Genomic DNA, 13,931 nt, shown 5'->3' on the forward strand with positions numbered 1-13,931 from the left:
AAGCCGGCTCCTACAGGGTGGGTGTTACAGCCAGATCGCATCCCAGTGGGGATAGTCTCCGATGCGTTGTACCAATCCGGCACGCAGCGGGTTGGCGACAACGTATCGCGCCGTGGCGGCCAGGTCTTCTTCCTTGCGCAAGGCATGATCGTGAAAGCCCTTCTGCCAGACGCGACCGCTGGCGTTTCGAGCCTTGTTGATGGCGATAGCGCTGCGGGATTTGAGCTGCAATACCCGCTTTGACAGCGGCATCTCCCGCAGCTGGACAAGCCAGTGCAGGTGATCGGGCATTACTACCCAGGCGAAGGAGTGGACGAGTTGCTGATCATGCAGGCGGCGCATTTCTGCAATCAGCAGCCTTGCTAAGCGCCAGTCCTGAAAGGTGGGATGTCGTTGATAGGTGACTGCAGTCAGCAGGTAGGCGCGATTCGCTTCGGAAACGCGTCCGGAACGCAGGGCATGGCCATGATGGGTAAAACGGCTGGAATCCATTCCATATTTCTCTCGTAGGAGCCGGCTTGCCGGCGATCAGGGTTAAGCGTGGTTCAGAAGCTGATCGCCCGCAAGCGGGCTCCTACACGATTGAGCCTTTAGTGATGCTCGCGCGTGGCGCGGAATTTGACCTCCGGCCAGCGCTCTTCCATCAGGCTGAGGTTGACGCGGGTCGGGGCCAGGTAGGTGAGGTGGCCGCCGCCGTCAACGGCGAGGTTCTCATAGGCCTTGTCCTTGAATTCCTTGAGCTTCTTCTCGTCGCTGCACTCGATCCAGCGGGCCGACCAGACGTTGATCGCCTCGTAGGCGCACTCGACCTTGTATTCCTCCTTCAGGCGGCTGGCGACCACGTCGAACTGCAGCACACCGACCGCACCGAGAATGATGTCGTTGTTGCGCTCGGGGAAGAACACCTGGGTGGCGCCTTCCTCGGCCAGCTCCTGCAGCCCCTGGCGCAGCTGCTTGGATTTCAGCGGGTCCTTCAGGCGCACGCGGCGGAACAGTTCCGGGGCGAAGTGTGGGATGCCGGTGAAACCCAGGTTTTCGCCTTCGGTGAAGGTGTCGCCGATCTGGATGGTGCCGTGGTTGTGCAGGCCGATGATGTCGCCGGCGTAGGCCTCTTCCAGGTGCTCACGCTCGCTGGAGAAGAAGGTCAGGGCGTCGCCGACGCGCACGTCCTTGCCCAGGCGCGCGTGGCGCATCTTCATACCCTGGGTGTATTTGCCCGAGCAGATGCGCATGAAAGCGATGCGGTCACGGTGTTTCGGGTCCATGTTCGCCTGGATCTTGAACACGAAGCCGGAGAACTTCTCCTCGGTCGGCTCCACAGTGCGCTCGTTGGCCGCGCGTGGCAGTGGGCGCGGCGCCCAATCGACCACGGCGTCGAGCACATGGTCGACGCCGAAGTTGCCCAGTGCGGTGCCGAAGAATACCGGGGTCATCGTGCCTTTGAGGAAGGCTTCAGGTTCGAACTCATGGCAGGCGCCTTGCACCAGTTCCAGCTCTTCGACGAAGCGCTCGTACATGTCGCCGAGGTGGTTGCGAGCTTCGTCGGAATCCAGCTTTTCGATGATCTTGACTGCGGTGCGCTCATGGCCATGACCCGGGGTGTAGACGATGATGTAGTCGCCGGTCAGGTGGTAGACACCCTTGAAATCCTTGTAGCAGCCGATCGGCCAGGTGATCGGCGCTGCCTTGATGTTGAGCACCGCCTCGATTTCGTCGAGCAGTTCGATGGGGTCGCGGATGTCGCGGTCGAGTTTGTTGATGAAGCTGACGATGGGCGTATCGCGCAGGCGACAGACGTCCATCAGGGCGATGGTACGTGGCTCGACGCCCTTACCGCCGTCGAGCACCATCAGCGCGCTGTCCACCGCCGTCAGGGTGCGGTAGGTGTCTTCGGAGAAGTCTTCGTGGCCGGGTGTGTCGAGCAGGTTGATCATGTGCTCGCGGTAGGGGAACTGCATCACCGAGGTGGTGATGGAGATGCCGCGCTGCTTCTCCATCTCCATCCAGTCGGAAGTGGCATGGCGGTCGGATTTACGCGACTTCACGGTGCCCGCGACCTCGATGGCCTTGCCCATCAGCAGCAGCTTCTCGGTGATGGTGGTCTTACCGGCGTCCGGGTGGGAAATGATGGCGAAGGTGCGGCGCTTGGCGACTTCTGCGGCCTGGGTGGTCATGAATACGTGCCTGGATGGAGTCGTTGAGGGTGCCTTGGCACCCGTAAAACGCGCGATTATACCGATAACTGCGAGCTCTGGCGGAGAGCGGCTATCGCTTTTCAGATGGGCCGGTAGCTGATGCTGCCGGGCCGCGCCGTAGATGCGTAAATAACGCGTAAATGAATGGTTATGAAAATTATTCCCATATAGAGTGGCCGCCCTTCGCAGTGGGTCAGGGCAAGGGTGGCTCCGTCGTGTTCAAGAAAATCATCTTCCAGTTGCACTGGTTCTTTGGCATCAGCGCCGGCCTGGTGCTGGCCGTCATGGGCATCACCGGTGCTCTCTATAGCTTCGAGGGCGAGATAACCCGGGCGCTCAACGCCGAGCGCTGGCAGATCGAGCCCAGCGCACAGGGGCATCTCCCGCCCGGCGAGCTGGCGGCGAAGATCGAGGCCGCTACCGCTGATCGCGTCACCGGGCTGTGGGTCGATAGTCGCCATGACGGGCCGGGCATGGCCTTTCTCGCTCCGCCACCAGGCGAGCGGCGTGGGCCGCGCATCGTGTTCGACCCCTACACTGGTGAAGTCCTGGCCGAGCCCGTTGGCCAGGACTTCTTCCACCTGATGCTGATGCTGCACCGTTTCCTGTCCATGGGCGAAGTGGGCAAGCAGATCACCGCTGCCAGTACGATTGCGCTGATGTTCTTCTGCCTGTCAGGCCTGTACCTGCGCTGGCCGCGCAAGGCCTTGAGCTGGCGCACCTGGCTGACCATGGACTGGAGGAAGAAAGGTCGCAGCTTCAACTGGGACCTGCACGCCGTTGCGGGCACCTGGGCGCTGCTGTTCTACCTCTGCGCCGGTCTCACCGGTCTCTACTGGTCCTATGACTGGTACCGCGAAGGGCTGACACGCATGCTTTCCGATGCCCCGCCTGAGCAACGCGGCGAGCGTGGCCGTGGCGGCCGCCAGGCGCCCAGTGGCCCCGCGCCGGAAGTCGACTACGATGCCGTGTGGCAGAGCATCCAGCAGACTGCCGGGCCCAAGATGGTTGCCTGGAACCTGCGCCTGCCGCCGGTGGCCGGGCAGCCGGCGACGGTTTTCTACATGCTCGATGGTGCCGAGCATGTGCGTGCCTTCAACCAGTTCCAGATCGATCCGAAAAGCGGCGAAGTCAGCCGCCATGAACGCTACGCCGACAAGAGCTTCAAGGCGCAGCTGCTGGCCAGCATCTACGCGCTGCACGTTGGCGAGTACTTCGGCATGCCGGGGCGCGTTCTGATGATGCTGGCCACCGGGGCCATGCCGCTGTTCTTCATTACCGGTTGGCTGCTGTATCTGGATCGCCGGCGCAAGAAGCGCGCGGCGCTGGCGGCACGCTCTGCGTTGAAGGGCGACGATGCCGGTGACGGTTGGCTGGTCGGCTTCGCCAGCCAGAGCGGCTTCGCCGAACAGTTGGCCTGGCAGAGCGCCGGGCAGTTGCAGGCCGCCGGCATCCCGGTTCGGGTCGAGCCGCTGTCGCGCGTCGATGCCGACAGCCTGCGTCAGGCGCAGAAGGCGCTGTTCGTGGTCAGCACCTTTGGCGACGGCGAGGCGCCGGATGCCGCGCAGGGCTTCGAGCGCAAGGTGCTGGGCGGCTCGCTGCCACTCGAACAACTGAGTTATGCCGTGCTGGCGCTGGGTGACCGGCAGTATCAGCACTTCTGCGGCTTTGCCCGGCGTATCAACGACTGGCTGGGCTTGCAGGGCGCGCAGCGGCTGTTCGACAGTATCGAAGTCGATGGCGCTGACCCGGCCGCGCTGCAGCGCTGGCAACAGCAGTTGAGCGAGCTGACCGGCGCCGCGCCGATTCGCTTCGAACAACTGCCCTGGCAGCACTGGACGCTGGCCGAACGGCGCCTGCTCAACCCGTGCAGCCAGGGTGCACCGGTGTTCTTCATTGGCCTGACGCCGCCGGCGCAGAGCACGTGGCAGGCCGGCGATATCCTGGAAATTCGCCCACGGCATGCGCCTGCGCGGGTGCAGGCCTGGCTGCAGCACTCCGGTTTCGACGGCCTTGAGCCGGTGACGCTCGATGGGCAGATGACGAGGCTGGGTGAAGCCCTGGCCGAACGCCAGTTGCCGGACAGCTTCGCTCATCTGGTTGGCCTGCATGCCCAGGCGCTGGTCGATGCACTGGTGCCGCTGGGTACGCGTGAATACTCCATCGCCTCGGTGGCGGCCGATGGCGTGCTGCAGTTGATCGTGCGCCAGGCGGTGCAGGCTGATGGCAGTCTCGGCCTGGGGTCTGGCTGGTTGACCGAGTACCTGCCCGAAGGGGGGCAGCTACTGGCGCGGGTGCGGCGCAACAGCGGCTTCCACCTGCCGGACGACAATCGTCCGCTGGTGCTGATCGGCAATGGCACCGGCCTGGCCGGACTGCGTTCGCTGCTGCGGGCACGTGCGCTGGCGGGGCAGGGGCGCAACTGGCTGCTGTTCGGCGAGCGCAACCGCGCCTGCGATTTCTTCTGTGGTGACGAGCTGCAGACGGCGCTGGCCGCAGGCGAGCTGCAGCATCTGGATCTGGTGTTCTCCCGCGATCAGGCGCACAAGCGCTACGTGCAGGATCTGTTGCGCGAGCAACACGAGCGCCTGCGTGCCTGGCTGGACGAAGGGGCTGCCCTTTACATATGCGGCAGCCTGCAGGGCATGGCCGGCGGTGTGGATGCGGCGTTGCGCGAGTTGCTCGGCGACGAGGCGGTGCAGGCGCTGATCGAGGAAGGTCGCTATCGTCGTGACGTGTACTGACCCGAGCAAAACGCGCCATGTGGGCCAGGGTTGCCGAAGTGATTTTTATATATGAGAATCATTCGCTTTAATCGTCCTGAGTGACCCACATGACCGCCAGCCTGGCTCGCATCCTGATCGTCGAGGACGATCGCACCCTGGCCGCCCAGCTCGGCGAGCTGCTGCGCGGTCAGGGTTACGCCACCAGCGCCTGTCATCTGGGTGAGGCGGGCCTGGAGACGGCGCTGCGCGAGTCGCCGGATCTGCTGTTGCTCGACGTGATGCTGCCGGACGTCAATGGCTTTTCCGTGCTGCGGCGCCTGCGCGAGCAACAGCAGACTCCGGTGATCATGCTCACCGCATGCGGGGCTGAGGAGGAGCGCATTCGCGGCCTGCGCCATGGTGCCGACGATTACCTGCCCAAGCCTTTCAACATCACCGAACTGCAATTGCGCATCGACGCCGTGTTGCGCCGCACGCGCCCGCAGGAGAGTGCGCGCGTCGGCCAGGCGCAACAGTTGCAGGTCGACGAACTGCAACTGGACCGCCACGCCCAGCAGGCGCGGGTCGCAGGCTGCGACCTGGCGCTGACGCCACTGCAGTTCCGCCTGCTCTGGTTACTGGTCAGCCATCGCGGTGAGGCGCTGAGCAAACCCTACCTGTACCGCATGGCGCTGGAGCGCGAGTACAGCCAGTACGACCGCAGCCTGGACATGCACGTCAGCCGTATCCGTCGCCGTCTGGGCGAGGCCGGCCTGGGCGCCGACCGGCTGCAGACCCTGCACGGCCGCGGTTACGCCTTCACATGAACCGGCGCCTGTTCTGGAAGCTGTGCCTGGTCATCGGTCTGGGCAGCGTGCTGCTGTTCTGGATCATCGCCCGCGTCGCCTGGCAGACCGAGGAGCGCATGAGCTTCATCGATGCCGAGCACCAGCGCACCCTGCGCCACTACGGCGAGCAGGCCGAGGCGATGTACCGCGCTGGCGATCATGAAGCCCTGGCGCGCTGGCTCACTACCCTGCAGCAGCAGGAGCAGACCTGGGCGGCAGTGGTCGAGTCCGAGGTGCGACCGTTGGCCGGCAGCGTGCTCAACGAGCGCTTCTACGAGGGCTTCGGCCTGGGCCGCGACGTGAGCTGGAAGATTCACCTCTACTTCCAGGAAAACCCCATCATGGATCTGCCGTTCGCCGACGGCCGGACCCATTTCCTGATCATCCTGCCGCAGCGCATGCGCCCCGGCCTCAACTGGCATTACGCCAAGCTGTTGCTGCAACTGGTGGTGCCACTGGTGTTGATGCTGATCGTCTGCCTCGTGCTCTACCGCCACCTGATGCAGCCGCTCGGTCGTCTGGAACAGGCCACCCGGCAGTTCAGCGACGGCCGCCTGGACGTGCGCGTGCGCTCGCTGCTGGGCTCGCGCAATGACGAGCTGGCGCGCCTGGCCGAGACCTTCGACGCCATGGCCGCGCGCACCGGGCAACTGATCATCGATCAGCGTCAGCGCCTGGCGGACATGTCCCACGAGCTGCGCACGCCGCTGACGCGCATCGAGATGGCGGTGAGCCTGGCCGAGCAAGGCAGCGACCGGGTCGGCCTGCTCGAACGCATCCGCGAGGACTGCGCCGGCATGCGTCGCCTGGTCGAGGACGCCCTGACCCTGAGCTGGCTGGAAAACGAACGACCCGAGCTGCGCGACGAGAGCCTGGACCTGTCCGAGCTGCTCGACAGCATCCTCGACGATGCGCGCTTCGAGTACCCGGACCGGCAGATTCTCTGCCAGATGCCCGACAGCGCGCCGCTGCATGGCAGCAGTAATCGGGCGTTGGGCCAGGCCATCGAGAACGTGGTGCGCAATGCGCTCGACCACACCCCGGCGGGCGGCCAGATCGAGGTCAGCCTGGCCGAGGAGGATGGCGCCTGGCTGCTGCGGGTCGCCGATCAGGGCCCGGGCGTTGCCGAGCAATGGCTGGAGCGCATCTTCCAGCCGTTCTTTCGCGGCGGCAGCGAGCGCGCCGGTTTCGGCCTCGGCCTGGCGTTGGCACAGCGCCAGGTCAGCGCCACCGGCGGCAGCATTCGCGCGAGCAATCGCGCCGGTGGCGGTTTGCTCATGGACATCCGCCTGCCGCGCACGGCGATGTAACAGTTGTAAAAGTGATTCCCTGCTCAGGTGCTTGTGATGAGAATTCGCAAATGCGAAATATTCACATCTTTCCTGGGGAGGATCGATCATGCCGCACTGCCCTTATCGCCTGAGTCTGCTCGGCGCCATTACCTTTGCCAGTCTGCTCGCCGCGCAGGCGCACGGCGCCGATGCTGCGCTGGAGTTGCAGGCGCAAGAGATCACCGCCGCCGCCATCGACCGCAACGAGAGCGTCGAGGCCGAGCAACTGCAGCGTTACCAGGCCAGCGACCTGCAGGAAGTGTTCGAGTCCAATCCCGAGGTGTCCGTGGCCGGCGGCCCCGGCGTGGCACAGAAGCTCTACCTGCGCGGCCTGGAGGACACCCTGCTGAACATCAGCATCGACGGCGCCAGCCAGCCGGGGCAGACCTTCCACCATACGGGCCGCATCGGCATCGAGCCGGAGCTGCTCAAGCGCGCCGAAGTCCAGGCCGGCACCGGCGATGCGACTGCCGGGCCGGGCGCGCTGGGCGGCGCGATCCGCTTCGTCACCAAGGACCCGGACGACTTGCTGCGCGATGGCGAGCAGCTCGGTGCGCTGCTCAAGACCGGCTACTTCAGCAATGGCGAGGGCTACAAGAGCAGCGCCAGTGTGTTCGGCCGTTTCAACCAGAACTGGTCGGCGCTGGCCATGACCACCTACCAGGATCAGAACGACTTTGAAGACGGCAACAACGACGACGTGCTGGGTACGGCGGCACGGCAGAAGCTCGGCTTCGCCAAGCTGGTGGGCAAGCTGACTGAGGAGCAGACCCTGCGCCTGAGCTACGAGAAGCGCATTGATGAAGGCGAGCGCAGCCAGCGCCCGCAGTGGATCCCGAGCAGCTTCAATCGCCTGTATCCGTTGAGCACCGAACGCGAGACCTGGACGCTCAACTACGCCTGGCAGCCCGTGAACAACGACCTGCTGGATGTCGAGCTGACCACCTATCACACCACCAACGAGCTGGAGCAGGACGGCCGCTTCGGTCTGTACTTCGGCGATACCCGCAGCACGGGGTTCGACCTGCGCAACACCAGCCGCATTGGCGCGCATCAGCTGACCTATGGCGTCGACTACCGTGATGATCGCACCACCCTTGGTCCAGAGGGTGACCGCGAGCTGGATCACGAAGACGGCGAAGTGCTCGGTGTCTACCTGCAGGACCGCTACCAGATCACCTCGCGTCTGCAGCTCGACGCCGGCCTGCGCTACGAGCGCTACACGCTCGACGACCGCGACAAGCAGACCTTCATCGAGGAAGGCATCAGCCCCAACCTGGGGTTGCGTTACCAGCTGACTCCCGAACTGGCTGTTTTCGCCGGCCAGGCGCGGGCGCTGCGCGGGCCGCAGGTGCGTGATGCCTTCAAGCTCGATGTATCCGGCAACGACCCGGACCTGAAAGCCGAGAAGGCGCGTACCGACGAGGTCGGCTTCGACTACCGCGACGGTGGCTGGGAGCTGAGCGGCAAGGCCTACGTCACCCGGATCAAGGATGCCATCGCCGACCCCATCGGCCGGCCCAATCTGTATGAGAACGTCGGTGACCTGAAGAGCAAGGGTGTGCTGCTCAGCACCGCCTACCACTGGCAGCAGCTCAGCCTGGGTCTGAGCTACCACCGCAATGAGGCGCGTCTGGATGGCGAGCGTCTCAACGTCTACGAATACAACGGCCTGGGCACCAGCCTCGGCGACACCTGGACCGCTTTCGCCGACTACCGTGCCAGCGACAATCTCAGCCTCGGCTGGCAGGGCCGCTTCGTGCGCGGCATCGACACCCTGCACACCGGCGTCGGCGATGTCTCCAAACCAGGCTACGGCGTACACGACCTGTATGCCGAATGGCAGGCCGTGCCTGAAAGCCTGACGGTGACCCTGACGCTGAAGAACCTGCTGGACAAGCAGTACCTGGATCACGCCAGCAACGAGGACTTCGAGCACATTCCGGACTACGAGGGTATCCGTGGCTCCTACGAGCCAGGCCGTGAGCTGCGTCTGGGGCTGGCATGGCGAATCTGATGGGGCGAGCAATCGTTGCAGTGATGCTGGGGTTGGCGTTGCTGGCCCCGGTGCAGGCGCAGGTGCTGATCGATCTGGCCGGGCGTGAGGTGCAGGTGCCCGAGCGCGTCGAGCGCATCGTGTTGGGCGAGGGCCGTCTGTTGCCGGTGCTGGCCATTCTCGAAGGCGAGCAGCTGCTGGAGCGCCTGGTGGGCATGCCCGCCGATCTGGCGCTGGTCGATCCCGGCAGCGCGCTGCAATACCAGCAGGCCTTTCCCGAGTTGGCCAAGGTGCCGCGCATTGGCCAGGGCGCGGCCGATACTTTCAGCCTGGAGCAGGTACTGACGCTGCGCCCTGATCTGGCCATCTTCAGCCTGTCCGGGCATGGCCCGGACAGCACGCAGGGCCGGCTGATCGAGCAGCTGCAGCGCGCCGGAGTGGCGGTGCTGTTCGTCGATTTCCGTGAGCAGCCGCTGGTCAATACGCCGCGCAGCATGACCCTGCTCGGCCAGGCGCTGGGTCGTGAGGTGCGTGCCGCAGCCTTCAACGCGGCGCACGCCGAGGCATTGGCTGCGGTGCGTGAACGCTTGCCACAAGGCGCCGCGCCCAAGGTGTTTCTGCACAGCCGCGCCGGCCTTGGCGAGGGTTGCTGCGAAAGCATGGCGCGCGGCATGTTCGCCGATCTATTGGCCGAGGCCGGCGGCGACAATATCGCCCGTGAGCGTCTGCCCGGCCATGCCGGCACCCTCAGTCTGGAGCTGCTGCTCAGCCAGCCGCCCGAACTGTACATCGCCAGCGCCGTGGGCTCGGCCGACAGCCTGGCTGAGGACGCGCCCTATATCGCCCTGGGGCCTGGCGTGACGGCGGATGCGGCGCAGGCCTCGCTCAGGCACCTGCTCGGACGCGGCGGCCTGCAGCATCTGGGCGCCATACGCGAGGGCAGGGCGTATGCCATCTGGCATGGCTTCTACAACAGCCCGTTCAACGTGGTGGCTGTGCAGGTGTTCGCCAAGTGGCTGTATCCCGGAGCCTTTGTCGATCTCGATCCGCAGAGCACCCTGGAGCGTTTCTACCGTGAGTTCCAGCCGGTGACGCTGGACGGCCAGTACTGGATCAGCTTGTGAGTGCGCAGCAGGTGTTGCGCCTCGGTTACCGGCGAACCTTGTTGCGGCGCTGGGCTTGCCTGGGCGTGCTGGCGGCGTTGCTGCTGGCCAGTTTCATCGCCGATCTGGCCACCGGCCCGGCTGGCCTGAGCTGGTGGGATGTGGCGCGTGGCTTGTTGCAGCCGCAGCATCTGGACGCCGCGCAGGCGGTGATCATCCTGGAAATTCGCGTGCCCTACGCACTGATGGCGTTGGTGGTGGGTGCCAGCCTTGGCCTGGCTGGCGCGGAGATGCAGACGGCGCTGAACAACCCCCTGGCCAGTCCCTTCACGCTTGGCGTCGGCGCGGCGGCGACGCTCGGTGCTGCGCTGGTGATCCTGCTGCGCCCCAATCTGGCTGGGCTCGGCGCCGACCTTCTGCTGCCGCTGGCGGCCTTCGCCTGCGCTTTCATCTCCTGCCTGCTGCTGCTCATGGTGGCGCGGGTGCTGGGGGAGGCGCTGCATACCCTGGTGCTGTTCGGTATCGCCCTGTTGTTCGGGCTCAATGCGCTGGTCGGGCTGCTGCAGTTTCTCGCCGATGCCGATGCGCTGCAGCAGATCGTGTTCTGGACCCTCGGCAGCCTGGCGCGTGCCGATCTGCAGCGTGTGGGATTGGTGACTGCGGTGCTTGCCCTGTGCCTGACGCTGGCGCTGCGTCAGGCCTGGGCGATGACCAGCCTGCGCGGCGGTGAGGAACAGGCGCGTAGCCTGGGCATTCGCGTCGGCCGTCTGCGCACCTTCGTGCTGTTGCGGGTCAGCCTGCTGACCGGCGTGGCCACGGCATTCGTCGGCGAGGTCGGCTTCATCGGCCTGGTCGGGCCGCACGTGGCGCGCCTGTTGCTGGGCGAGGATCACCGCTTCTATCTGCCCGGCAGCGCGCTGGCCGGTGCCTTGCTGCTGTCGCTGGCGTCCCTGACCAGCCGTGCGCTGCTGCCCGGGGTGATCCTGCCGGTTGGGCTGGTCACTGCCGTGATCGGCGTGCCGCTGTTCATTGGTTTGATCCTGGCGCGGGGGCGTAGCTTATGAGCCTGCTGATCGAGGGGCTGGGGCTGAACTATGGCGTGCGCAACATCCTGCAGGATCTGACCCTGCCTGCCGTGGAAGCCGGCAGTGTGGTTGGCCTGCTCGGCCCGAACGGCGTCGGCAAATCGTCGCTGTTGCGCGCCATTGCCGGTTTGCAGGCGTGCCAGGGAAAAGCGCGGTTGGGTGATTCGACGCTGAGCGGCGTGCCGCCCTGGCGCCAGCAGGTGCAGGTGGCCTACCTGCCGCAGCAATTGCCACAGGCGGTGTCACTGCTGGCTTATGAGAGTTTGCTGGCGGCGGCGCGGGCGCGTTGTCCGCAGCTTGCTTCGCACGAGCTGACGGTACGGGTCGAAACGATTCTTCAGCGCCTGGGCATCGAGCATCTGGCCTTGCAGCGCATGGATCGCCTGTCCGGCGGGCAGCGGCAACTGCTTGGCCTGGCGCAGGCGCTGGTCGGCGAGCCGCAACTGTTGTTGCTCGACGAGCCCACCAGCGCGCTCGATCTGCACTGGCAACTGCGCGTGCTCGACTGCGTCGCCGAGCGTTGCCGCACGGAGCGCACCATCGCTCTGGTGGCTTGCCATGACCTCAACCTGGCGCTGCGGTTCTGCAGTCATCTGCTGTTGCTGGCGCCGGACGGGGCTTACCGTTTCGGCGCTCCCGCCGAGGTGCTGGATGCGCAATGGCTGCGCCGCGCCTACGCCATCGAAGCACGTATCGAACACTGCTCGCTCGGCCAGCCGCTGGTGCTGGCCGATAGTCCTCTGCTCAAGGAAGTCTCACCTCATGCCCAATAGCCATAGCCGTTTTCCCAGCAGCCAGGCGCCGCGCCTGCTTGGGCGCCTGTGCAAGCATTTTTCGCACAAGATCGAGGCGCGCTGGAGCGAGCGCGAAGGCCAGCTGCGTTTCTCCATTGGCGAGTGCATGCTGCAGGCCGATGAACAGACGTTGCAGCTGACCTGCACAGCACCGAGTGCGGCCGAACTGGATGAGTTGCAGGAGGTAATCAGGCGCCATTTGCAGGGCTTCGCCCAGTTGGACGAACTGGTGCTGCAATGGCACTGAAACACAGCTGCGCCAAACTGGCTGAAAGCCCCGCCTGTTCAGCATTTCAGGACGTTTTGTGTGATATCCGGAACGAGATGAAATTAGGGGTAATTTCCGGTTGATCTGAGGGACGCATGGTCTTAAAGTCCGCGCCCGAACGTCCATGCTGGAAACGATCCATCCGGCTCAAGTACTGACGACGAGAGGTTGCCGGCCGGCGAATGGTCGGTACCGGTGATGCTCGGCGACATGCCTTGGGAAGTAGGCGAACCAAAGTGGGGAAACTGTCAGACGTTCAGGCCAGCGTTTAGCGCGGCCAGCCCCGACACGTAGCGGAACCTGTAAGCGGTTCTGCTGCCCGAATCAATGTGTTCCCGGTTTTGCCATTGGAGTCCCCAGCATGTCGATCAAGGTCGAAGACTATTACGCACCCGCCACTTTCCAGCGCATGAAGGCGTTCGCCGATCAGCACGAAACCCCGTTCGTGGTGATCGACCGGCAGATCATCGCCGATGCCTACGATCAACTGGGCAACTGCTTCCCGTTCGCCAAGATCTACTACGCGGTCAAGGCCAACCCGGCCACCGAGATCATCGAGCTGCTGCGCGACAAGGGCTCGAGCTTCGACATCGCCTCGATCTACGAGCTGGACAAGGTCATGGCCACCGGCGTTGGCCCGGAGCGCATCAGCTACGGCAACACCATCAAGAAGTCCCGTGATATTCGCTACTTCTTCGACAAGGGCGTGCGCCTGTTCGCCACCGACTCCGAAGCCGACCTGCGCAACATCGCCAAGGCTGCGCCGGGTTCGAAGATCTACGTGCGCATCCTCACCGAAGGCTCGACCAGCGCCGACTGGCCGCTCTCGCGCAAATTCGGCTGCCAGCCGGACATGGCCCTGGACCTGTTGATCCTGGCCAAGCAACTGGGCCTGGTGCCCTACGGCATCTCCTTCCACGTCGGCAGCCAGCAGCGTGATATCGACGTCTGGGACGCCGCCATCGCCAAGGTCAAGGTGATCTTCGAGCGTCTGAAGGAAGAAGACGGCATCACTCTGCAGATGATCAACATGGGCGGCGGCTTCCCGGCCAACTACATCCAGCGCACCAATGACCTGGAAACCTACGCCGAGGAGATCACCCGCTTCCTCAAGGAAGACTTCGGCGACGAACTGCCGGAAATCATCCTCGAGCCGGGCCGTTCGCTGATCGCCAACGCCGGCGTACTGGTTTCGGAAGTGGTACTGGTTGCACGCAAGTCGCGCACCGCGGTCGAGCGCTGGGTCTATGCCGACGTGGGCAAGTTCAGCGGCCTGATCGAAACCATGGACGAAGCCATCAAGTTCCCGATCTGGACCGAGAAGAAGGGCGAGATGGAAGAGGTGGTGATTGCCGGGCCGACCTGCGACAGCGCCGACATCATGTACGAGAACTACAAGTACGGCCTGCCGCTCAACCTGGCCAGCGGCGACCGCCTGTACTGGCTGTCCACTGGTGCCTACACCACCAGCTACAGCGCCGTGGAGTTCAATGGCTTCCCGCCGCTGAAGTCCTACTACCTGTAAGGCGCTGCAAACCTTAGGTTGCTACCGTAGCCTGGAGGCCATGCCGTGTAGGGTTCGCCATGCGCACCGCCTGATAATGCT

General features: G+C 64.7%; 11 protein-coding genes. 9 read left to right on the forward strand and 2 right to left on the reverse strand.

From position 1 onward, the window contains the following. Positions 1 to 24 precede the first annotated feature (24 nt). Positions 25 to 492, reverse strand: a complete 468-nt coding sequence (locus GV002_RS16420) for an REP-associated tyrosine transposase (protein WP_160019411.1) — start codon at positions 490 to 492, stop codon at positions 25 to 27. A gap of 98 nt (positions 493 to 590) precedes the next feature. Then, positions 591 to 2,174: a peptide chain release factor 3 gene (locus GV002_RS16425; RefSeq protein WP_160019412.1), complete on the reverse strand. Its 1,584-nt coding sequence runs from the start codon at positions 2,172 to 2,174 to the stop codon at positions 591 to 593. A 236-nt stretch (positions 2,175 to 2,410) separates the two neighbouring features. Here GV002_RS16425 and GV002_RS16430 point away from each other — a divergent pair, with 236 nt between their 5' ends. From GV002_RS16430 to GV002_RS16470, 9 genes are all read left to right on the forward strand, one after another. Next, complete coding sequence (locus tag GV002_RS16430; protein WP_178094713.1) at positions 2,411 to 4,939, forward strand: sulfite reductase flavoprotein subunit alpha; 2,529 nt, start codon at positions 2,411 to 2,413, stop codon at positions 4,937 to 4,939. 89 nt (positions 4,940 to 5,028) lie between these two features. Then, entirely contained in the window at positions 5,029 to 5,727 is a 699-nt protein-coding gene (locus tag GV002_RS16435; protein ID WP_160019413.1) for a response regulator transcription factor, read from the forward strand. After that, positions 5,724 to 7,058: a sensor histidine kinase gene (locus GV002_RS16440; RefSeq protein WP_160019414.1), complete on the forward strand. Its 1,335-nt coding sequence runs from the start codon at positions 5,724 to 5,726 to the stop codon at positions 7,056 to 7,058. Before GV002_RS16435 ends, GV002_RS16440 begins: the two co-directional genes overlap by 4 nt. Positions 7,059 to 7,146: 88 nt before the next feature. After that, entirely contained in the window at positions 7,147 to 9,096 is a 1,950-nt protein-coding gene (locus GV002_RS16445; protein WP_160019415.1) for a TonB-dependent receptor domain-containing protein, read from the forward strand. Further along, positions 9,084 to 10,199 carry an ABC transporter substrate-binding protein gene (locus GV002_RS16450; RefSeq protein ID WP_256667111.1) on the forward strand — a complete coding sequence of 372 codons (1,116 nt, stop codon included), beginning with the start codon at positions 9,084 to 9,086 and terminating at the stop codon, positions 10,197 to 10,199. Before GV002_RS16445 ends, GV002_RS16450 begins: the two co-directional genes overlap by 13 nt. Further along, positions 10,196 to 11,242, forward strand: a complete 1,047-nt coding sequence (locus tag GV002_RS16455; protein ID WP_256667112.1) for a FecCD family ABC transporter permease — start codon at positions 10,196 to 10,198, stop codon at positions 11,240 to 11,242. Before GV002_RS16450 ends, GV002_RS16455 begins: the two co-directional genes overlap by 4 nt. Continuing rightward, positions 11,239 to 12,036: an ABC transporter ATP-binding protein gene (locus GV002_RS16460; protein ID WP_160019416.1), complete on the forward strand. Its 798-nt coding sequence runs from the start codon at positions 11,239 to 11,241 to the stop codon at positions 12,034 to 12,036. The genes GV002_RS16455 and GV002_RS16460 overlap by 4 nt, the downstream gene beginning before the upstream one ends. Next, positions 12,026 to 12,304 (forward strand): DUF2218 domain-containing protein, encoded by a 279-nt coding sequence (locus GV002_RS16465; protein WP_160019417.1) that lies wholly within the window; start codon positions 12,026 to 12,028, stop codon positions 12,302 to 12,304. The genes GV002_RS16460 and GV002_RS16465 overlap by 11 nt, the downstream gene beginning before the upstream one ends. Before the next feature lie 382 nt (positions 12,305 to 12,686). Further along, positions 12,687 to 13,850: a type III PLP-dependent enzyme gene (locus tag GV002_RS16470; RefSeq protein WP_017678861.1), complete on the forward strand. Its 1,164-nt coding sequence runs from the start codon at positions 12,687 to 12,689 to the stop codon at positions 13,848 to 13,850. The last annotated feature ends 81 nt before the right edge of the window (positions 13,851 to 13,931 follow it).

Origin of the sequence: Pseudomonas sp. 8O (assembly GCF_902506495.1) — a bacterium.
In the GTDB taxonomy this organism is placed as follows: Bacteria; Pseudomonadota; Gammaproteobacteria; order Pseudomonadales; family Pseudomonadaceae; genus Aquipseudomonas; species Aquipseudomonas chaetocerotis.

Bases quoted from the DNA above. Each gene is read 5' to 3' on its own strand.
- GV002_RS16420 (WP_160019411.1), bottom strand. From the start codon at position 492: ATGGATTCCAGCCGTTTTACCCATCATGGCCATGCCCTGCGTTCCGGA.
- GV002_RS16425 (WP_160019412.1), bottom strand. From the start codon at position 2,174: ATGACCACCCAGGCCGCAGAAGTCGCCAAGCGCCGCACCTTCGCCATC.
- GV002_RS16435 (WP_160019413.1), top strand. From the start codon at position 5,029: ATGACCGCCAGCCTGGCTCGCATCCTGATCGTCGAGGACGATCGCACC.
- GV002_RS16440 (WP_160019414.1), top strand. From the start codon at position 5,724: ATGAACCGGCGCCTGTTCTGGAAGCTGTGCCTGGTCATCGGTCTGGGC.
- GV002_RS16445 (WP_160019415.1), top strand. From the start codon at position 7,147: ATGCCGCACTGCCCTTATCGCCTGAGTCTGCTCGGCGCCATTACCTTT.
- GV002_RS16450 (WP_256667111.1), top strand. From the start codon at position 9,084: ATGGCGAATCTGATGGGGCGAGCAATCGTTGCAGTGATGCTGGGGTTG.
- GV002_RS16460 (WP_160019416.1), top strand. From the start codon at position 11,239: ATGAGCCTGCTGATCGAGGGGCTGGGGCTGAACTATGGCGTGCGCAAC.
- GV002_RS16465 (WP_160019417.1), top strand. From the start codon at position 12,026: ATGCCCAATAGCCATAGCCGTTTTCCCAGCAGCCAGGCGCCGCGCCTG.
- GV002_RS16470 (WP_017678861.1), top strand. From the start codon at position 12,687: ATGTCGATCAAGGTCGAAGACTATTACGCACCCGCCACTTTCCAGCGC.